This window comes from Comamonas trifloxystrobinivorans (assembly GCF_043359985.1).
In the GTDB taxonomy this organism is placed as follows: domain Bacteria; phylum Pseudomonadota; class Gammaproteobacteria; order Burkholderiales; family Burkholderiaceae_C; genus Comamonas; species Comamonas trifloxystrobinivorans.
Window position 1 is genome coordinate 141,921 of sequence record NZ_JBHZGV010000007.1, and the last position, 19,246, is coordinate 161,166.

Sequence of the window (19,246 nt, forward strand, 5' to 3'; positions counted from 1 at the left end):
TATGCAACGCCGACAATTCTTCAGCGGTGCCGCTACAGCCGTAGCCGCCGCCAGCGTAAGCCGGGTTGCCCTGGCCGCGCTGCCCGAGCCCGCCAGCCAAGCCAGCGCCGACACCGCTGCGCCGCTGCTGCCGCCCAACGGCCGCCCTTACCACCCGGTGGTCACGCTCAACGGCTGGACTGCGCCCTGGCGCATGAACGCCGGCGTCAAAGAGTTCCACCTGGTGGCCGAGCCCGTGGTGCGCGAAGTGGCGCCAGGCTTCTTCGTCAACATGTGGGGCTACAACGGCCAGTCGCCCGGGCCTACCATCGAAGTGGTCGAAGGCGACCGCGTGCGCATCTTCGTCACCAACCGCCTGCCGGAAAACACCACCATCCACTGGCACGGCCAGCGCCTGCCCAATGGCATGGACGGCGTGGGCGGCCTCAACCAGCCGCACATTCCGCCCGGCAAAACCTTTGTCTACGAGTTTGTGGCGCGCCGCCCCGGCACCTTCATGTACCACCCGCATTCCGACGAAATGGTGCAAATGGCCATGGGCATGATGGGCTTGTGGATCACCCACCCCAAGGCCAAACACCCGCTGATTGCCGAGGTGCAGCGCGACTACGCCTTTTTGCTGAGCGCCTATGCGGTCGAGCCCGGCACGGCCACGCCGCGCGTCAATGAGATGACGGATTTCAACATCTGGACTTTCAACAGCCGCGCCTTCCCCGCCATCACGCCGCTGGTGGCGCGCCAAGGCGAGCGCGTACGCATCCGCGTGGGCAACCTCACCATGACCAACCACCCCATCCACATCCACGGCCACGAGTTCGAGGTCACGGGCACCGACGGCGGCCCGGTGCCGCCCAGCGCCCGCTGGCCCGAAGTGACCACCGATGTCGCCGTGGGCCAGATGCGCCAAATCGAGCTCATCGCCGACGAGCCCGGCGACTGGGCCTTCCATTGCCACAAAAGCCACCACACCATGGGTGCCATGGGGCACGACGTGCCCACCATGATTGGCGTGGACCACCGCGGCCTGATCAGCCAGATCCAGAAAATCGTGCCCGACTACATGCTCATGGGCGAGCGCGGCATGGGTGACATGGGCGCCATGGAAATGCCGCTGCCCGACAACACATTCCCGATGATGACCGGCCGCGGCCCCTTCGGCAACATCGAAATGGGCGGCATGTTCACCACCTTCAAGGTGCGCAAAAACCAGGCCGCCAACGACTACAGCGACCCGGGCTGGTACCAGCAACCGCCCGGCACCACGGCTTACGAATGGAAAGGCGCGCCGCTCGCCGCGCAAGCCCCGCGCCAAACCACGCCAGGCACGGCGCCCAGCGCTGCCAGCGTGCACAAGCCCAGCAGCAAGGCCGCGACCGGCCACGAACACCACTGAACAGAGAGCGAGAAAGCATGTCTACCAACACCACCACCCGCCGTCACGCCTTGCAACTGCTGGCCTCAGCCGCCGCTCTGGCGGCCTTGCCAGCTTGGGCAACCCAAGCTGCAAAAGCACCCGCCAAAACGCCCATGGAGGTCTGGAAAGACCCCAACTGCGGCTGTTGCCAGGATTGGATCGACCTGATGGAAAAAGCCGGCTTTGCCATCACCGTGCACAACAGCGGCAACAACGCCGTGCGCGCCCAGCTCGGCCTGCCCGCCCGCCTGGGCTCTTGCCACACTGCCGTGGTTGGCGGCTACCTGGTCGAAGGCCATGTGCCCGCAGCCGATGTGCGCAAACTGCTTCAAGAAAAGCCCAAAGCGCTCGGTATCACCGTGCCCGGCATGCCCGTTGGCAGCCCCGGCATGGACGGCCCGGCCTACGGTGGTCGCAAAGACCCGTACGACGTGCTGCTGGTCAGCAAAAACCTGATGAACAACGACGTCAGCACCAGCGTCTTCACCAGCTACCGCGGCTGAACCCTCAACAATTTGGAGAACCCCATGCAACACCTGATCCCCAACAGCATCGCCACCCTTTGCCTCAGCCTGGCGCTGGCCGCCCCCGCCTTGGCGCAAGACCACTCTGCCCATGCTGGCCATGGCGCAGCCGCCGCCAGCTCGGCACCTGCAGCTGCGCCAGCCACCAGTTCGACCGAAGCGGTCATGACTGCCGGCGAAATCACCCGCGTCGACGCCCGTAGCGGCAAACTCACCATTCGCCACGAAGACATCCAAAACCTGAACATGCCCGCCATGACCATGGTTTTCAGCCTGAAAGACGCCACCCAGGCCCAGGCCGCGCAATACAAAGCGGGCGACAAAGTGCGCTTCCATGCCGAAGACAACAACGGCGCGCTGGTGATTACGCAAATCGAACTCGCCAAGTAAGCGCCGCTTGCGCTACGGTTTGCTCAGCTTGCATGGCCGCACAACTTACACTCTGCAGCCATGCAAAGTCTTCAAGAACTGGATGCGCAGTTGCGCAGCGGTGCGCTGCGTGGCGCCCAGCGCGTTCAACTGCGCGCCAATCTCAGCAGCTTCCCCGAGCAGCTCTACCAACTGGCCGATACGCTGGAAGTGCTCGATCTCTCGGGCAACCAGCTGAGCAAGCTGCCCGACGATCTGACGCGCTTTGGCAAGCTGCGCATTCTGTTCGCATCGAACAACCCGTTCCGCGAGCTGCCGCGTGTGCTGGGCCGCATGCCGCAGTTGGAGATGGTGGGTTTCAAGGCCTGCCAGATTCGTGAAGTTGCCGCCGAGAGCCTGCCGCAGCAACTGCGCTGGCTGATCTTGACGGACAACCAGCTCAGCGAACTGCCGCCCACGCTGGGCCAGCGCCCGCGCCTGCAAAAGCTGATGCTGGCCTGCAACCAGTTGGCAGCACTGCCCGCCAGCCTGGCGCAATGCAGCAAGCTGGAGCTGCTGCGCATATCCAGCAACCGCTTCACCGCCTTGCCTGAGGTGGTTTTGCAACTGCCCACACTGGCCTGGTTGGCCCTGGCTGGCAACCCGTTAACTCGCCACAGCGAAGAGCAAGCCTTGGCCGGCAGCGCGGCTGCAGCCATGGAGCACGCCAGCCTGCAAGTGCATGAGCTCTTGGGCGAAGGCGCCAGCGGCCACATCTACCGTGCTACGCGGGCCAGTGGCGCAGATGTTGCGCTCAAAGTTTTCAAAGCCGGCCAGACGAGCGACGGCACGCCGCAATCCGAGCTGGCCGCCGGTCTGTTTGCCGGCCAGCACCCGCATCTGCTGACACCGCTTGCCGCCGTGCGTGGCCAGCCGCAAGGCAAGCTGGCCATGGCATTGCCGCTGTTGCCAGCCGGCCTGCAAACCTTGGCCGGGCCACCCAGCATGGCCAGTTGCACCCGCGATGTGTATGCGCCCGATGCGCGCTTTTCGCCTGCCGCCGCAACGCGCTTGCTGCAAAGCATTCGCAGCGCGGTAGCGCATTTGCATCGACGCGGCATGTTGCACGGCGACTTGTACGCGCACAACACTTTGTGGAACCCCGCCACCGGCGAAGCGGTGTTGAGCGACCTGGGCGCGGCCGCCCTGTTGCACGAGCTGCCTGCAACGCAAATGGCGCAGCTGCAGCAGATGGAACTGCGTGCACTGCGCCATTTGGAGGCCGAGGTACAGGCGCGTATCGCCTGAAACCTGACACTTCTGAGCTTGGGCTTTACTTCAGAAAAGCGGGCTTGGAATAACCGGCAAACTGGCTGTCCACCACGGCTTTGAACTCGGGCGATTTGTAGGCAGCGGCCAGGTCTTGTGCCCAGGCGGCTTTCTCGTTGCCCGTCTTCACCGCCACCACGTTCAGGTACTGATCGGGCGTCTTCTCCAACACCACGGCTTCGCTCAGCTTCAGGCCCGAAGAAATGGCGAAATTGCCGTTCACCACCACGTAATCCGCGTCTTGCAGCACGCGCGGCAGTTGCGCTGCCTCCAGAGCCACAAACTTCAGCTTGTGCGGGTTGGCCGACAAATCCAGCTCCGAAATACGGGCCGGGTTCACGCCCTCTTTCACCTTCACCAAACCGGCTTGCTGCAGCACCAGCAGCGCGCGAGCCAGATTGCTCGGGTCGTTGGGCAAAGCCACCTTGGCGCCATTGGGCACGGCGTCCAGATTCTTGTGCTTGGTGCTGTACACGCCCATGGGCGCCACCGGGCCTTGGGCAATTGCTGTCAGCGCCAGCTTGCGGTCGGCGGTGAACTGGTCAAAGTAAGCGCGGTGTTGGAAGAAGTTGGCGTCCAGCGAACCATCGCTCAAGGCCAGATTGGGCTGCACATAGTCGTTGAACTCGATCAGCTTGATCTGGTACCCCTTCTTCTCCAACTGCGGCACGATGCCCTTTTGCAGCAAATCGTAGTTGGAACCAGCGGTGGCACCAATCTTCAGCTGCTTCTTGGCCGCATCTTGCGCCATGGCGGGCGTGCCCACGCTGGCCAGCACCAACACAGCCGCCGAGGCCAGCAGCGCACGGCGGCCAGCAGCAAAAGAAAAACCTGCAGACATGAATCACTCCTCAAAAGCCAAGCACAAGGCAGCGGACACAAGAGCGTCCACTACCGCAATTGGTTGAGTATGCACCCAATTGCACCTGCAGCTTCAGACTGATTGGCCATCAGCAAATGCGCAAAACGGCATATGCGCTGGGTTAGGCGTGAATTTTCTCAAGCCTTGGCCGGAGCAACGCTGGCAGGTGTTGGCGCAGGCAGCGGCAAATGCTGGCCGTCCATGTCGCGCACCGCATCCACGCTCGCGCCGCTCTCCAGCGGCACGCCGTGCAGCACTTTTTCCCAACCCGGCTTGAGCGAGAATGCCATCGAATCATTGATCAGCTTGCGCAGCGCGTTCACCTCGTGCCAGGTGGCATCGGTCAGCTCAATCGCTTGCGGGTAAGCGTTGTCGTGGGCCTTCCAGTGCTCGTGGATCGCGGTGATGATGTTCTCGTAGGTATCGGCCATAGCGGCCGCACTCTACGCCGCTGGGTTTAACTGCGTTGGCAGCAGTAGTAAATGGCGGTATGCATCCGCTTTCTCTGCATGAAGCGCTGACAAAAAAAGGACCGCAAGCGGTCCTCGGTCCTGATCGCTAAAGCCTAGCTGGCTTTACTGCAAAAACGCAGGCTTGGCGTAACCGGCAAATTTCGTATCCACCACGGCCTTGAACTCGTTCGAGCGGAAAGCCTCGGCCAAGTCCTTGGCCCATTGGCTGTCTTTGTCCTTGGTCTTGACGGCGGCGATGTTCAGGTAGTGCTCGGGCGTCTTCTCCAGCAGCACGGCATCACTCAGTTTCAGGCCCGAAGAAATGGCGAAGTTGCCGTTGATGATGGCGAACTGCGCGTCATCGAGCGAGCGCGGCAGGTGCGCAGCGTCCAGCGGCACCAGCTTGATTTTCTTGGGGTTCTCGGCCAGGTCCAGCTCCGAGACGCGCAGCGGGTTCACGCCCTCCTTCAGCTTTACCAGGCCCGCTTGCTGCAGCAGCAAAATACCGCGCGCCAGGTTGCTCGGGTCATTGGGCAGCGCCACCTTGTCTCCCTCTTTCAGCTCGGCCAGCGATTTGCGCTGCTTGCTGTACACGCCCATCGGCGCGATCGGGCCTTGCACCAGCGCGGTCAGGTCAAGCTTGCGGTCGCCCTTGAACTGGTTGAAATACACCTCATGCTGGAAGAAATTGGCGTCGAGCGAGCCGTCGGCCAGCGCCAGATTAGGCTGCACATAGTCGTTGAACTCCACCAGCTTGACCTTGTAGCCTTTCTTCTGCAGCAGCGGCACAATGCCCGCTTGCAACTGGTCAATGTTCGAGCCCGCCGTGCCGCCAATCACCAGCTGCTTCTTGCTGGCATCTTGCGCCAGCACTTGCCCACTCAGCCCCAGCGATGCAGCGGCCAAAACGGTCGCGGCGAGCAAAGAGCGGCGGTTCATAAAACGGGTCGTCATGTCAAAAGCCTCCTGGTGCAGTGCACCTTGTCATTGGTTGAATGGTGCAGGCAGTATCGGCGGGCGGCTTTCCAATCACAACGAATAAATTCTCCAATCCATATGCCTGCGGAGTATGAAGCGCTGATGCAGCGCTGCGCGTTTATGCCAGCCGTTGGCGCAATGCATGGATTGCGTTATCGAAGGACGCAAGCGCGCGTTCAAGTACGCTTAACCGTCGCCAACGGCAGGAACAGGGTGAGCGGCGAGTCTGGCAAGGCGATGAAACCGTGATGCCGGTAGAAGGCCGCTGCTGTCTCGTCTATGGCGTCCACCATCAGGGCGAAGGCGGCAATCTCCGAGCGTGCGACGCGATCGAGTGCATCGGCCAACAATGCGCCGCCAAGACCTTGGCCCTTGAACGCCTGATCAACAGCCAAACGCCCCATGCGTACAGCAGGCACAGTCGGATAACGCGGCAATTTCTTGCCGGTGCTGGCTGGAAGATCGGCCAAGAGCAGGCTGGCGGAAGCCAAGGTGTAATAGCCAGCGATGCGCTGCCCATCCGCCAAGGCCACGAAACAAGCCGCCACACGGCGGCGAATGTCCTGGCTGACTTGTTCCCGCAGGTAACGGTTCAGCACCTCCGAATCGCTGCTGAACGCGGCGCGATCATGGGCAGCATCCAGCTGCGCGAGCTGGAATGGTGCCTCACTCATTCAGCGCGCAGGAGCTTACGGCGACGAGCGAAAGCACGCTCCAAGGCCGGGGTCGGTTTCGGTGGAGATAACAGGGCTTGTGCAAAGCATTCCTGATCGGCCAACGACAGGCGGACGACCTCGGCTTGCTCAATGGCGCGCTGCGCGGCATCCTGAACGGCAGACACCACGAAATCGGTCATGGTGCGCCCCTGAAGTTCGGCGGCACGCTTGAGTAAAGAATGCAGATCGGTGGTGATTCGGGCTTCGAGACGGGCGGTAGAGCTGACTGCGGGCATGGTATTGTCCTCCAGATGCAAGAATACGGCAAAATGCCGTACAAATCAAGGCAGCGTTTTTTGCCGTTTCGCCCAAACCATCAAGCCATTGGCTCCAAGTACTATTTTTGCGTTGCTGAGACGACTCCCAGCCGGACTGCTCACACTGCCACCGCTTCAGCCCTTCGCTGCAATGAAAAAAGGCCAGCCCCGAAGCTGACCTTTTTGTGCTTTGCCTTTACGGCACCATCACTTGCTCTTGCGCTTGCCCTTCTTGGGCGCGGCTTTGCGCTCGGGCTCGCAAGGGGCGGCGTTTTGCTTGACCAGATGCTCGGGCCACAGGCTGTAAGTCAGGTCTTCGTCGGTGCTGCCGTTCACGTTCAGCGGGTACAGGCCGGGGGCGAACTTCTTGCAGTCCTTGTAGGCGTCGGCGGGGCTGTTCAGCTCGGGGCGCACTTCGTAGCTCAGGTTCACTGCATCGTCCGATTTGGCGTCCTTGGCCGCCACGTCGATCTGGTTGCCCGTGCGCTTCCAGGTGCCGCGGTAGAGCACAGCGTCGCCGCCGTCGGCCTTCGACTTGTAGACCACCTTGCCGCCCTTGAGGAACTGGATGCTGAAGTTGCTATTGCCTTCGCCATTGGCGGTGGCGTAGCTTTGCTGCACAAACTTGAGGGGCTTGGCATCGGCAAACTTCGCCTGGGCCTTGGGCACCTCGGCCGCCGGTGCGGGTTGGCGGGCCGCCTCGGCAGCCTTGGCTTGCTCGGCCGCCTTGGTCTCTTCGGCCTTGGCGGCAGCGGCCTGCTCTTCCTTCGAAGGGCCGGATGCGCAACCCGCCAGCACCAGGGCCGCCAACAGCGCACTGGTGGCGCCCAAAGGATTCAATCGTTTCATATATGCCTCAGACTTGTGCTCTTGCCGAGCGGGATTCACAACACCAGCCCTGGCCACGACGGCGGTCAGCAGCGGCTTCTTAAAATAGAAATTATGAATCGACTCATTTGCACCGAGTGATAAGAAACATCAATTTTTACACCTCCGTTGCGCCCGCGCTGCACACCGTGCAGCTGCTGTGGGCAGCGGGCGCCAGCCACAAAAGCAGCCGCTGACGGCCTGAGGCAGCAGCGGCAAACGGGCTGAAAACCTGTTGGAATGGGCGCATTTCTGGCCTGCGCCAGCGCTGCCAGCACCTGGCGCGGTACTCACAGCGTGCGCCAGACCTGTTGCAGGCCTTTGAGCATGTGGGCCAACGAATCAGCCGCCTGGGCCGTACTGTGGGGCCACACCAGCACTGAGAAAGCCAGTGCGACCACAGCCACCAAGGCCAGGAAAGTGGCGAAATCTGTCCAATGTGCATGGGGATGATCAAACATACGCGACCTCCTTTCATTCAGCATGGGTCGTAACGCTATTGCAGCACCGGCAGCCAGCAAAAGCTGTCAGAGAACTGCGCAATGCCCCTACGCCACACTTGGCAGCTTTTGGGAATGATTCACCACAAAACAAGCAAAACCCTGATCTAGGCCTTTGTGTGCATTCAACTGACGCTATCAAATTGATTGCAATCCAGGCCTTTCAGGGCAGGCACAGCAACTGTAGGCTGGCGGAAGATGGCAGCAAATTACCGCCAGCTGGCACAAGCTAGCACGCAAGTTCGGCCAACTTCTGCCATTGCACCGCCAAAAAGCATGCTTCTGCCAACAGCGACAACAATCAGCCTGAAGTGATACAGAGCGCAGCAAACAGAAAGCTGGTGCGACAATGGCTGCCAACGCCCCACAGCCCCGGCTGCCGGGCCTTGGCGCCCGCTGGCAGCCCTGGATTCGCCCTTTCGGCAAGTCCGCCAAAACCGGCCCGGGTTGCCAAATCTGCCAACTTGTTTTTTGACGTTTTTCGCTCCGCCCATGTCCGCTCCTTCCGCCACACCCGCCTCAGGCATCCAGCTGCAAGACGTGCACCTGATACGCGGCGCCCAGCCCGTGTTCGCCGGCCTGAGCCTGAGCCTGACCGAGCGCCGCATTGGCCTTATTGGCGACAACGGCGCGGGCAAAACCAGCCTGTTCCGCCTGCTGTGCGGGCTGGAAGTAGCGCAGCAAGGCCAGGTGCTGGTGGCAGGCCACGATGTGCAGCGCCAGCGCGAGCAACTGCCCGGCGTGGTGGGCCTGATGTTTCAGAACCCGGACGACCAAATCATCTTCCCCACCGTTGAAGAAGAGCTGGGCCTGAGCCTGCAATACCAGGGCGTGGCGCGCAAAGCGGCCATCGTGCAAGCGCAGGCTTTTCTGGCGCAGCGCGGGCTGGCCGCCTGGGCGCCGCGTGCTGTCAGCAGTTTGAGCCAAGGCCAGCGCCAGCAAGTGTGTTTTCTGGCCATGCTGCTGGCCGCGCCGCAGGTGATGCTGCTGGACGAACCCTTCGCCAGCCTTGATCTGCCCGGCCAGGCGCGGCTGGCGGCCGAGCTGGAGCGCAGCCCGGCGCAAACCGTCATCTCCACCCACGTGCTGGCCCATGTGCGCCACTTTGAGCGCGTGGTCTGGCTCGACCAAGGGCGCGTGCGCGCCGATGGCCCTGGCGACACCGTCTGCGCCGCCTACGAGGCCGACGTCGCAGCCCGCAGCCAAGCGCTCAGCGCCAATGCCAACACCAATCCAGCGGCACAAGGCTGATCACAATGGGCAGCTTGTATAGCGACATCCCCAGCTGGCTGCACCGCGTTTCTGCGGGCGCCAAGTTGCTGGTGCTGGCCTTGTGCGGCCTGGGCCTGCTGTTTGTGACCGACGTGCGCGGCCAAGCCGCCGCCTTTGCCGTGGTACTGGTTTTGTACCTGAGCATTGGCGCCGCCTCCCGCCCCACGCGTCGCTTGGTAAAAGTGGCGTTCATTGCCTCTTTGCTGGTAGGCGCGCTGCATGCGGCCACCGGCCAGCCCATGGTGGGCCTGCACAGCGGCTTGCGCTTGCTCAGCGCCACCATGCTGGGCGCCATGCTCACGGCCACCACGCGCTTTGGTGATCTGCTCAGCGTGGCCGAATGGCTGCTGCAACCGCTGGCCCGTTTTGGCGTGCCGGTAGAACGCCTGGCGCTGCAACTGGGTTTGATGCTGCGCTTTGCCGAACAGTTTTTTGTGCAATGGCAGCGCCTGGCCGATGCACACCGCGTCCGCACCGGCCGCGCCGGCGGCCTGCGCCTGCTGGCCCCGCTCACCATCCGCATGCTGCAAACCGCCCGCAAGGTGGCTGACGCGCTGGCCATCCGGCTCAAACTCTGAAGCAGTACTTGTGCCTGTAAGCCCTTTGTAGATTTTTTATGATTTGATGGAGCACCTCCGCATGACCATGACCACCTCCCGCCACGACACCCCCGCCCAGCGCATTGCTCTGGTAGCGCTGTTCGCCGCCCTGCTGGCCGCCTTCGGCATGATCCCCAAGATCGACCTGCCGCTGGGTGTGCCGATTACCGCGCAGACCATGGGCGTCATGCTGGCCGGCTGCTTGCTGGGCGCCAGCATGGGCATGCAAGCCATGCTGCTTTTCCTGCTGGCTGTGGCACTGGGCTTGCCACTGCTCTCGGGCGGGCGCGGCGGCTTGGGCGTATTCTTTCTGCCCTCGGCCGGTTACCTGATCTCTTGGCCGCTGGCCGCCCTGGTTTGCGGCTGGGTCATGCGTGCTCTCTCCGTCGGCAACGCCAGCCCCAAGCGTTTGGCACTGGCAGCATTTGTGGCTTCGGTCGCAGGTGGCATTGTGGTCATCCACGCAGGCGGCGTCATCGGCCTGGTGCTGCTGGCCAAACTCAGCTGGACCCAAGCGCTGGTGGGCACGCTGGTATTCGTGCCCGGTGATTTGATCAAGTGCGTGCTGGTAGCGCTCATCGTGCACACCGTAGCCCGTGGCCTGCCCGACTGGCGCTTTGGCGGCCGCGCACTGTGAGCGCAGCGCTCCCCGCCTGGCAGCAACTCGTACACGGCCCGCTGGCGCACTGGGCGCAAACCCGGCCCCAGGCGCTGGCCTTGGACGACGGCTCGCAGCGCATCACATTTGCCGAGCTGCATGCCGCCGTGCAAACCCGCGCCGCTGAGCTTGATGCCAGCGCCGCGCCCCACACCTGTTTGCTTGACGCCCGCTTGCCACCCGTTGCGCTGCTGACCGGATTTTTGGCCACCAACGCCAGCGGCCGTTGTGCCGCCTTGGGCGACGCCGCTTGGCCCGAAGCGCAGCGCCAGCAAGCCCAGCGCTGGATTGCCGAGCTCTGCACCACCCCGGCGCACCAAGGCGCTGCCAGCCTGGCGCCCTTCTACATAGGCTTTACCTCGGGCAGCACCGGCCAGCCCAAAGGCTTTCGGCGCCACCATTTCTCGTGGGCCGAAAGCTACCGCGTCTGCGTCGAAAGCTTTGGCGCGGCCGCGCAAGGTTGCGTCATGGCGCCGGGCAACCTGTCGCATTCGCTGTTTCTGTTTGGTGCGCTCATGGGCATCTGGACGGGTGGCGGCGCGCAACTACAAGCGCGCTTTTCTGCGCCGCAATGCCTGGCCACGCTGCGGGCCCAGGCCGCGCCCTGCCTGGTGGCCGTGCCCAGCCAACTGCTGGTGATGCTGCAACTGGCCGAGCGCCGCCATATCGAGCCCATCGACAGCGTGGAGCTGGTACTCATCAGCGGTGCCCGCTGGATGCGCCAGCACACGCCTGCTTTGCAAGCGCTATTTCCACGCGCACGCATTGTGGAGTTTTACGGCGCTTCCGAAGCCAGCTTTATCGCCTGGATGGACGCCAACGCCGCCACGCCGCCGCACGTGGTGGGCCGCGCCTTCAGCAACGTGCAACTGCAAATCCGCAACGCCGCGGGCGAACCCTTGCCAACGGGCGAAATCGGCCAGATCTGGATCCGCAGCGCCATGCTATTCATGGACTACGTGGGCGGCAGCGCCGACGCCACCGCCGCCCTGCGCGCTGGCGAACACGACGAATGGCTGAGCGTGCGCGACATGGGCAGCCTGGGCGATGACGGCTACCTCAGCCTGGTCGGCCGCGAAAAACGCATGCTTGTCACCCAAGGTAAAAACCTCTTCCCCGAAGAAGTGGAAGCCCTGTTGTGCGAACACCCGCGTGTCGCCGCCGCCTCAGTACACGGTGTGGACGACGCACTGCGCGGCAAACAGGTATGGGCTGCGGTGCAGATCAAAGATGCGATGCCGCAAGGCGATGGCCGCCTGCAGCCGCTGGATGCCGAGCTGGCCGCCGAACTGTCCACTTGGTGCCGCAGCCAACTCGAAGCCTACAAATGCCCGCGCCGCTGGTTCACTGCCCAGCCCTGGCCGCAAACCGCCAGCGCCAAAACCGACCACCCGCAACTCGCCACCGCACTGCAAAACTGGCACGCCGCGCACGCGCTCACTGCTGAAACAGCGCTGGCAAAGCAGGTATAAAGGTTGGCTGGCGCGCCGTACCGGTTGCGCCTGCCAGACCTTCCTACCGTTCCAAACTTTGACCCGCATGCCTGCAGCTCCCATCGCCATCACCGCTTTCGCCCGCAGCGCCGTGGTGCCTGTCGGCGGCGCATTCAAGGCATTGCACACGCACGAACTGGGTGCGCCCGTACTGCAGGCTCTGTTGCAGCAAGCTGCTCTGCCCGCCAACGCGGTGCAAGCCGTGGTGCTGGGCAACGCCTTGGGCGCAGGCGGCAACCCGGCGCGCATGCTGGCTTTGGCGGCGGGCTTGTCGCCCAGCTGCGCGGCCTACTCTGTTGACACGCAATGCTGCGCCGGGCTGGACGCCGTGGCGCTGGCCGCCAGCCTGGTAGCCAGCGGCCAGGCCGATGTGGTGGTGGCCGGCGGCGCCGAAGCCTGGAGCCGCGCCCCCATCCGCGCCACGCGCCCGCTGCACGCTGGTGATGCGCCCGTGCCTTACGAACGCCCGCCCTTCGCCCCCAACCCGCAAGATGACCCCGATCTGCTGCTGGCCGCCGCCCGCTACGCGGCCGCCCAAGGCCACAGCCGCTCTGCGCAAGACGCTTGCGCTGCCGCCAGCCACGCCCGCGCCTTACAAAACGCCGAGCTGCTGCGGCCAGAAATAGTACCCATCCACGGCGTGGTGCAAGACGCCTTCCCGCGCCAGCTCAGCGAACGCCAAATTGCGCGCCTGCCCGCCGTTGCGCAGACCGATGCCGATGTAGCCGATACGGTGCGTGCCGAGCACGCCGTCAGCACCATCGCCATCTCCCCCAAAGCCGACGGTGCTGCACTGGTGCTTTTGATGAGCGACGCCGCTTGCCAGCGCTACGGCATAACGCCTCGCGCCCACTGGCTGGGCCACCAGTCGCTGGGCGGAGCGCCCGCCATGCCATTGGTACTGGCTGCCGATGCTGCGCAAGCCTTGCTGCATGCCCAACAACGCCGCTGGCCCGAGCTGGCCGCCATCGAGTTGCACGACGCCTTCGCCGTCCAAACCTTGCAATGGCAAGCGCTGCTGCAAGCCCACGGCGCCGACCCCGCCCTGCTCAACCGCCACGGCGGCGGCATCGCCCGCGGCCACCCCATCGGCGCATCCGCAGCCGTAGCCTTGGTGCGTGTACTGGCCGATCTGCAAACCGCGCCCGCCGGCGCTCTGGGCTTGGCTGCGGTGGCTGGGGCTGGGGCTGGGGGCTTGGGGAGCGCGGGGTTGGTGCAACTGCACATATGCCTCATTTAGCCAACGCAACGAGCCGTAGAGCGGTGTTCGAAATTCAGTAGAAAAATATATTTACTTTTCCCACAGAATTGTTACAATCACCGCTAGACCAGATGTTTCGTCTGGGCTGCTTTTTTGTGTTGATTTAGCTTTAGAGAAGTCTAAGTTTTTCTTTTTGGAAAAACGTTCTGTTCAACAGAACTTTACCGGCTCCTCGGGATGTATCCGCCCCTATCAGCAAGATGAGGGCAATACGCCTGAGGCTCTCTCCTAAAGAGTCGGTTGTTGTGCTAAAAAGTAAATACCTGGGCCAGCTGCGAGTTTTTATTCTCTAGGTTTCTTTCGGACGTTGTGCGATACGCGCCATCCGGCGCGTCGAACCCGAAAGGACCCATATGGCAAAAAAGCCTAAGCAAAAAAAATCAACATCAGGTCATCGCAAGATGACGCCTACAAAAAAAAGTCGTGGCAAGCGTGAGCAATCTACGATTTATAGCAGCGCTAGTAGCTGGCTCGGCAATTTTTGCTCCCTCGCCCGGATCATTTCTTGCCTCGAATCCATTTCTAATTGGATGAATGAAAATTCACCCTTCTAGATGGTAGGTATTTATCTTTTCTATAGTTAATATGCGCCCATACTACAATGCAAGGCCAATAGGCTCTCTTGCCAGCTTATCGCAGACTTTGCAAGTAGATTTGGGTATTCTAAAAAATACCGCCAAAGAAATCGAAAAACATTATCACCCACATTCGATTCCCAAAAAGAATGGTGGCGAACGCTCGATAAGCATTCCCAGCAATCATTTAAAAATAATTCAAAAAAGAATTAACAAAAAGATTTTTGGAAATGTCACATACCCTCCATATTTACATGGAGGAATTGCAGATAAAGATTATGTCAAAAATGCATCTCAGCATTCCAATGCCAAGATTGTCATTGCACTAGACGTAAAAAATTTCTACCCCTCAATAAATCGCAAAAAAGTTCTCGAAATATTTCAATTTTTTTGCAAATTCCCTCCGGACGTATCAGCACTATTGGCAGATTTATGCTGTTTTAAAGATTCAGTACCTCAAGGTGCTTGCAGTAGTTCGCACCTTGCCAATCTCACTCTTCATAATACTGAATACAGCTTAGTTTCTCGTCTCCAAGGAAGGGGCTACACCTACACTCGCCTTCTGGATGACATATCAATCTCTTCCGCCAAAGAAATAAGCAAAGAAGAAATTGAAAAGATTATTAAAGAAACCAAGGCAACATTAAAAAGTTCCGAATTAAAGTTAAACAATAGAAAACAAAAAATCACATCGAAATCAAATCCAATAGATTTCATGGAAGTAACTGGGCTCTGGTTAAATCGCGGACACCCCAGAGCCCACCGCAGTGATCGAAAAGCAATTCGTGCCGAAATGCATAAGTGTCAATCTCAAGCTGCAATAGATAGGCATAGCGAAATATATCACCAATTGCACAATTCAGTTTCTGGGAAAGTAGCAAAACTGTCTTATTTAAATCATATTAAAGCAGAAAAGTACAGAACCATACTTCAATCTATACTCCCTCTTTACGACGAAAAAACGGCTCACAGCATTACTCAACAAGCAAAACATTTAAGCAAATCCAAAAGCAACTACAGAAGAAAATTTGTTTACTTTAAAAAATATTATAAAATTCACTATAAAGTAAACATCCTAATGCGAAACAATAGAAAGATCGCATTTCATATCAAAAATATACTCTCCCATTGCAAGCCTCTTGGAGATAAAGATGAGCTACTTTATGACGAACCTATCTGAGAGCAGCAACAGAGAAACCGGGACAATAAAATGCTTTTTTCCATTTAAAGGATTTGGATTTATAAGCCGAATAAAAGGCAAAGACCTATTCTTTTTCTACAAAGATTTGAATGAAGAATGGCAAATCTACGAAGGTGCTAAAGTTGTTTTTACAGTACATAAAAACAAACCGGGGAAAGGCCCCTTCGCAACCGACATATCACGTATCGGTTAAATGAGCTGAATTTTTACCGCTACAACACGGCATACTCACATCTCCGGAACAAGTGATTCCGTAGAACGTGTTCTTCATGCTCACCACCCTAGCCATCGCCAACTACCGCTCGCTGCGCCAGCTGGTGCTGCCGCTCGGGCAGCTCACGGTGGTGACCGGGCCCAATGGCAGTGGCAAAAGCAGCGTCTACAAATCGCTGCGGCTGCTGGCCGAGATTGCCAGTGGCGGCGTGGTGCGCTCTTTGGTGCGCGAAGGCGGGTTGGAATCTACGCTCTGGGCCGGGCCGCAAGAGATAAGTGCCCGCATGCGCCGAGGCGAGGTGCCAGTGCAAGGCACGGTGCGGCGCAAACCGGTGGATTTGAAGCTGGGCTTTGCCAGCGATGACGATGGTTTTGGCTACGCCATCGACATTGGCTTGCCCGCGCCTACCAGCGTACCGGCCGCGTTTGCGCACGATCCCGAGATAAAACAGGAAGCCCTGTGGGCCGGCCCGCTGCTGCGCCCCGCCGCCACTCTGGTGCAGCGCGAAGGCCCGCTGCTCAAGCTGCGCAACACCAGCGGTGGGCGCGGCTGGAACGTGGTGGAGCGCCCCATACCACGCTGGGCCAGCATGCTCACCGAATACGTCGACCCGCAAGCCGCACCCGAAATGCTGGCCCTGCGCGAGCAAGTGCGCTCCTGGCGCTTTTACGACCACTTCCGCAGCGATGCCGATGCGCCCGCCCGCCAGCCGCAACTGGGCACCTACACGCCGGTGCTCAGCAACGACGGTGCCGATGTGGCCGCCGCCTGGCAAACCATCGAATCGATTGGCGACCACGAAGCACTTGCCCAAGCCGTAGACGATGCCTTCCCCGGCGCCAGCGTGCAGGTGGAGCAGCGCGATAGCCGCTTTGCCTTGCTCATGCAGCAGCCGGGCCTGCTGCGCCCTTTGCAAGCAGCCGAGCTGTCCGACGGCACGCTGCGCTACTTGCTGTGGATTGCCGCGCTGCTCACGCCGCGCCCGCCGCAACTCTTGGTTTTGAACGAGCCAGAAACCAGCCTGCACCCCGATCTGCTGCCCGCGCTCGGCCGCCTCATTGCCGTGGCTACGCGGCAAACACAAGTCATCGTCGTCACCCACGCCAACCGCCTGATAGCTGCGTTAGACGACGCCGCTGCCGAGCTCGATTACCAAGCTCTGCATCTGGAAAAGCAAATGGGCGAAACCCAGGTAGCCAACACGCGGGCCGAGCAACTGCCGGCATGGAGCTGGCTGGAGCGCTGAGCGCCAGCATGCATGGCCATGGACGCACAACCTGCCCCTCCTCGCCCACCTGCTGAAGATGCCAGCATTCCGCAATTGGCCAGCGTGCGTATAGAGCACATCCGTTTTCAGCGCACCAACCATGGGCGCCATGTGTTCTGCAGCCACTGCGTACGCTTGCAGGGCGACGGGCCTGCACCCGCCCTAGCGGCCCTGGAAGAATTTATGAATGGCAGTTGGCTACAAAGTTTGGACGGCAGCTGGATCGAGGCCATGCTGCAAATGCAGCCGGACGAAGGCGTCAACCTGCGCGAAGAAGGCCAAGCCCTGCGCAGCGGCGCTTGGGCAAAAATCTGGCTCTCTTATGCATCTGAGGCGCCCGATCTGCAACTTCCCTGGGTTGCCTACTGCGAGCTGCTGCAAACCAACCGCTTGTATTTGATAATTCGCTCTTTTTACGAAGACCAAGGCGACCCGGAATATTCGCACCAAAGCGGGTTCCGCGTGCGCTTGCATGCACCGGCGGTATTAGCGCTAAAGCGCTAACCCAACGCTCTCTATCGAAGCAGCCTCAATCGCCACCCAGGCGCTGAAAAAAATCGCCCAGCGCGGCGCGCTCAGTGCGCGTCTGGTTGATGGGTGCGGCTGCGTCCTCGTAGCCCAGCGCCATGCCGCACACCACCGTTTGCGTCGCTGGCAGTTGCAGCGTGTCGCGGATCAGGCCGGGGTAAGAAGCCATGGCGCCGATCGCGCAAGTGGCCAAGCCGCGTGATTGGGCAGCCAGCATCAGGCCATATATGGCCATGCCCAGGTCCATATAGCCACCGGGGCCAAAACCGCTGTCGATGGTGATGATCAGCGCCACCGGCGCATCAAAAAAACGGAAGTTGCGGCCAAACTGCAAAGCGCGGCCCGCCGCATCGCCCCGCTCCACACCCAATGCGCCATACAGCGCCTGCGCGGCAGCCACCTGGCGCTTGCGCAACGACATAGGCAAAGGGCGTGGGAAATAACCGTAATCCTCGGCCTCCTGCTCGCCCGCCTCGTAGGCCTGCTGCAAACGGCCGGCCAATTGCTCACGCAAACCACCTGCTACCTGCCAAAAATAGCCGGGCTGCAAATTGGCCCCGCTGGGCGCACGCCGCGCCTCTTGCAACACCGCGTGCAACAAAGCGTCTGGCACCGGCTGCGGCGTAAAGCCGCGCACCGAGCGGCGCAACAGCGCAGCCTGCGACTGCTCGCCCAGCGCCGGGGCAAATGGCAAAGATTCAGGTTTGTTCATGGCTCGGGCGCCATTGTAGAGGCGCACAGACGGCGCTCTTGGCATGCACCATGCGATACCCATCACACCCGGTACATAACGGACTTGAATGGCCAACCCCTAAACCAAGGGCAGTCCTCAAAAACGACAGGGCGCCGCACCCGATAAAGCGCGTTGCAACCAGCTCCCAAACGCCCCTACGCTTCCGACTCTGTCTGAAACAGCGATAACAGCAAGCCAGCCACCCATTGGTGTAATGCCGAAGCGTCATTGCGCTCGTGCCAGAAAAGCTCAATGGCGCGCAAAGGTGCGGCAACTGGAAGCGGCACCCGGCACAAACCCTGTAGATGCGCTTGGTCCAGCTCTGGCGACCAAGGGAGCACACCCACGTAATCTGAATTGCGGACAACTTCCCAAGCAGTGGCGTAGTGGCTCACGCTGGCAGCTAGATTGCGCTGCAAGCCGCGGCTGCGCAGCAACGCATCGTAAATGGGGACGCTCTTGCCCGACAGATTCACATCTACATGGGGTGCGGCCAAGAACTTTTTCAGTGGAATTTTCTCCAGCTGGGCGAACGGGTGGGTTTCACGCACAAAACAAGCCATCTCCAGCAGCCACAAGGTTCTGGAGCGCAAAAAGCCCGGTCGCTGCACATCGTCGTTATAAGCGCCAATCGCAAAGTCTGCGCGGTCGTTCAGCAAGATGTCACCAAAGTCGCTAACCGTTCCCGCCAGCGTATACAGCTTCATCGCTGGCGCCATCACGCTCATTTGCGACAACAACCTGGGCGTGACATTGCATGCCACGTAATCAGACATGGCGATCCCGATTTGGGCATTGCTATTAGCGGCGTCAAAAGTATCCCCTTCCAGAACGCTGCGAATCAAATGCATCGAACGTCCCAGCGGCTCCCACAGATCCATGGCTCGCCGTGTGGGCCGAATGCCCGAGCCATGCCGTGTAAACAGCGGGTCGTTGAAGTTTTCCCGCAATCGCCGCAGTGCATTGCTGACGGTTGGCTGGGTGAGTGAGAGCTTCTCTGCCGCGCGCGTCACACTCCGCTCGGTCATCAAGGCTTCAAAGACTTTCAGCAAGTTCAGATCTGTCGTACGGAAGCTCATAAAGCGCTGGAATCTCCAGGTTCAAACATTCGTCTGGTCAATAGTTCACATTCAACATATAAACTTTACGACACATCATAGAGCTCCCTATCATCTGGCTCCAATTTCTGCAGAACCAC

22 protein-coding genes are annotated in these 19,246 nt (G+C 60.5%); 13 read left to right on the forward strand and 9 right to left on the reverse strand.

Annotated features, from left to right (window positions below):
- The first annotated feature begins 1 nt into the window (after position 1).
- The 4 genes from ACFIQF_RS09905 to ACFIQF_RS09920 are packed head-to-tail and all read left to right on the forward strand — an operon-like array spanning position 2 to position 3,594.
- Complete coding sequence (locus ACFIQF_RS09905) at positions 2–1,393, forward strand: multicopper oxidase family protein (RefSeq protein WP_393942396.1); 1,392 nt, start codon at positions 2–4, stop codon at positions 1,391–1,393.
- Between the two features lie 17 nt (positions 1,394–1,410).
- Positions 1,411–1,917 carry a DUF411 domain-containing protein gene (locus ACFIQF_RS09910; protein ID WP_393942397.1) on the forward strand — a complete coding sequence of 169 codons (507 nt, stop codon included), beginning with the start codon at positions 1,411–1,413 and terminating at the stop codon, positions 1,915–1,917.
- Positions 1,918–1,941: 24 nt separating this feature from the next.
- Positions 1,942–2,328: a copper-binding protein gene (locus ACFIQF_RS09915; protein ID WP_393942398.1), complete on the forward strand. Its 387-nt coding sequence runs from the start codon at positions 1,942–1,944 to the stop codon at positions 2,326–2,328.
- Between the two features lie 60 nt (positions 2,329–2,388).
- Entirely contained in the window at positions 2,389–3,594 is a 1,206-nt protein-coding gene (locus tag ACFIQF_RS09920) for a leucine-rich repeat-containing protein kinase family protein (RefSeq protein WP_393942399.1), read from the forward strand.
- Positions 3,595–3,619: 25 nt separating this feature from the next.
- Here the strand turns inward: ACFIQF_RS09920 and ACFIQF_RS09925 are convergent, their stop codons facing one another.
- The 7 genes from ACFIQF_RS09925 to ACFIQF_RS09955 all read right to left on the reverse strand — a co-directional run bounded on the left by ACFIQF_RS09925 (position 3,620) and on the right by ACFIQF_RS09955 (position 8,208).
- A complete protein-coding gene (locus ACFIQF_RS09925; protein ID WP_393942400.1) occupies positions 3,620–4,456 on the reverse strand; it encodes a MetQ/NlpA family ABC transporter substrate-binding protein in 837 nt (278 codons plus the stop codon).
- A 158-nt stretch (positions 4,457–4,614) separates the two neighbouring features.
- Positions 4,615–4,908, reverse strand: a complete 294-nt coding sequence (locus ACFIQF_RS09930) for a hypothetical protein (RefSeq protein ID WP_393942401.1) — start codon at positions 4,906–4,908, stop codon at positions 4,615–4,617.
- 144 nt (positions 4,909–5,052) lie between these two features.
- Positions 5,053–5,883, reverse strand: coding sequence for a MetQ/NlpA family ABC transporter substrate-binding protein (locus tag ACFIQF_RS09935; RefSeq protein WP_393942402.1), 831 nt, complete (start codon positions 5,881–5,883; stop codon positions 5,053–5,055).
- Between the two features lie 200 nt (positions 5,884–6,083).
- Positions 6,084–6,581, reverse strand: coding sequence for a GNAT family N-acetyltransferase (locus ACFIQF_RS09940; RefSeq protein WP_393942404.1), 498 nt, complete (start codon positions 6,579–6,581; stop codon positions 6,084–6,086).
- A complete protein-coding gene (locus ACFIQF_RS09945) occupies positions 6,578–6,859 on the reverse strand; it encodes a type II toxin-antitoxin system TacA family antitoxin (RefSeq protein ID WP_393942406.1) in 282 nt (93 codons plus the stop codon). Before ACFIQF_RS09945 ends, ACFIQF_RS09940 begins: the two co-directional genes overlap by 4 nt.
- A gap of 228 nt (positions 6,860–7,087) precedes the next feature.
- Positions 7,088–7,729, reverse strand: a complete 642-nt coding sequence (locus ACFIQF_RS09950) for a hypothetical protein (protein ID WP_393942408.1) — start codon at positions 7,727–7,729, stop codon at positions 7,088–7,090.
- Between the two features lie 308 nt (positions 7,730–8,037).
- Positions 8,038–8,208, reverse strand: coding sequence for a hypothetical protein (locus tag ACFIQF_RS09955; RefSeq protein ID WP_393942409.1), 171 nt, complete (start codon positions 8,206–8,208; stop codon positions 8,038–8,040).
- A gap of 531 nt (positions 8,209–8,739) precedes the next feature.
- Between ACFIQF_RS09955 and ACFIQF_RS09960 the strand changes: the two genes are divergently transcribed.
- The 9 genes from ACFIQF_RS09960 to ACFIQF_RS10000 all read left to right on the forward strand — a co-directional run bounded on the left by ACFIQF_RS09960 (position 8,740) and on the right by ACFIQF_RS10000 (position 17,291).
- Positions 8,740–9,498 (forward strand): energy-coupling factor ABC transporter ATP-binding protein, encoded by a 759-nt coding sequence (locus ACFIQF_RS09960; protein ID WP_393942411.1) that lies wholly within the window; start codon positions 8,740–8,742, stop codon positions 9,496–9,498.
- A gap of 5 nt (positions 9,499–9,503) precedes the next feature.
- Complete coding sequence (locus tag ACFIQF_RS09965) at positions 9,504–10,097, forward strand: energy-coupling factor transporter transmembrane component T family protein (RefSeq protein ID WP_393942412.1); 594 nt, start codon at positions 9,504–9,506, stop codon at positions 10,095–10,097.
- Positions 10,098–10,164: 67 nt separating this feature from the next.
- Positions 10,165–10,755 carry a biotin transporter BioY gene (locus ACFIQF_RS09970; RefSeq protein ID WP_393942633.1) on the forward strand — a complete coding sequence of 197 codons (591 nt, stop codon included), beginning with the start codon at positions 10,165–10,167 and terminating at the stop codon, positions 10,753–10,755.
- Entirely contained in the window at positions 10,752–12,248 is a 1,497-nt protein-coding gene (locus ACFIQF_RS09975) for an AMP-binding protein (protein ID WP_393942414.1), read from the forward strand. The genes ACFIQF_RS09970 and ACFIQF_RS09975 overlap by 4 nt, the downstream gene beginning before the upstream one ends.
- 67 nt (positions 12,249–12,315) lie before the next feature.
- The gene (locus ACFIQF_RS09980; RefSeq protein ID WP_393942416.1) at positions 12,316–13,509 is read left to right on the forward strand and encodes a thiolase family protein; all 1,194 of its coding nucleotides are present in this window, start codon (positions 12,316–12,318) and stop codon (positions 13,507–13,509) included.
- A 606-nt stretch (positions 13,510–14,115) separates the two neighbouring features.
- The gene (locus ACFIQF_RS09985; RefSeq protein ID WP_393942417.1) at positions 14,116–15,285 is read left to right on the forward strand and encodes a reverse transcriptase family protein; all 1,170 of its coding nucleotides are present in this window, start codon (positions 14,116–14,118) and stop codon (positions 15,283–15,285) included.
- Entirely contained in the window at positions 15,269–15,499 is a 231-nt protein-coding gene (locus tag ACFIQF_RS09990) for a cold shock domain-containing protein (protein WP_393942421.1), read from the forward strand. The genes ACFIQF_RS09985 and ACFIQF_RS09990 overlap by 17 nt, the downstream gene beginning before the upstream one ends.
- Positions 15,500–15,575: 76 nt before the next feature.
- On the forward strand, positions 15,576–16,766 hold the full coding sequence (locus ACFIQF_RS09995; protein ID WP_393942423.1) for an AAA family ATPase: 1,191 nt from the start codon (positions 15,576–15,578) through the stop codon (positions 16,764–16,766).
- Positions 16,767–16,784: 18 nt separating this feature from the next.
- On the forward strand, positions 16,785–17,291 hold the full coding sequence (locus ACFIQF_RS10000; protein ID WP_393942425.1) for a hypothetical protein: 507 nt from the start codon (positions 16,785–16,787) through the stop codon (positions 17,289–17,291).
- Positions 17,292–17,316: 25 nt separating this feature from the next.
- Here ACFIQF_RS10000 and ACFIQF_RS10005 read toward each other — a convergent pair whose 3' ends face one another.
- The gene (locus ACFIQF_RS10005) at positions 17,317–18,027 is read right to left on the reverse strand and encodes a nitroreductase (RefSeq protein WP_393942427.1); all 711 of its coding nucleotides are present in this window, start codon (positions 18,025–18,027) and stop codon (positions 17,317–17,319) included.
- 176 nt (positions 18,028–18,203) lie between these two features.
- Positions 18,204–19,127, reverse strand: coding sequence for a LysR substrate-binding domain-containing protein (locus ACFIQF_RS10010; RefSeq protein ID WP_393942429.1), 924 nt, complete (start codon positions 19,125–19,127; stop codon positions 18,204–18,206).
- Positions 19,128–19,246: the final 119 nt, after the last annotated feature.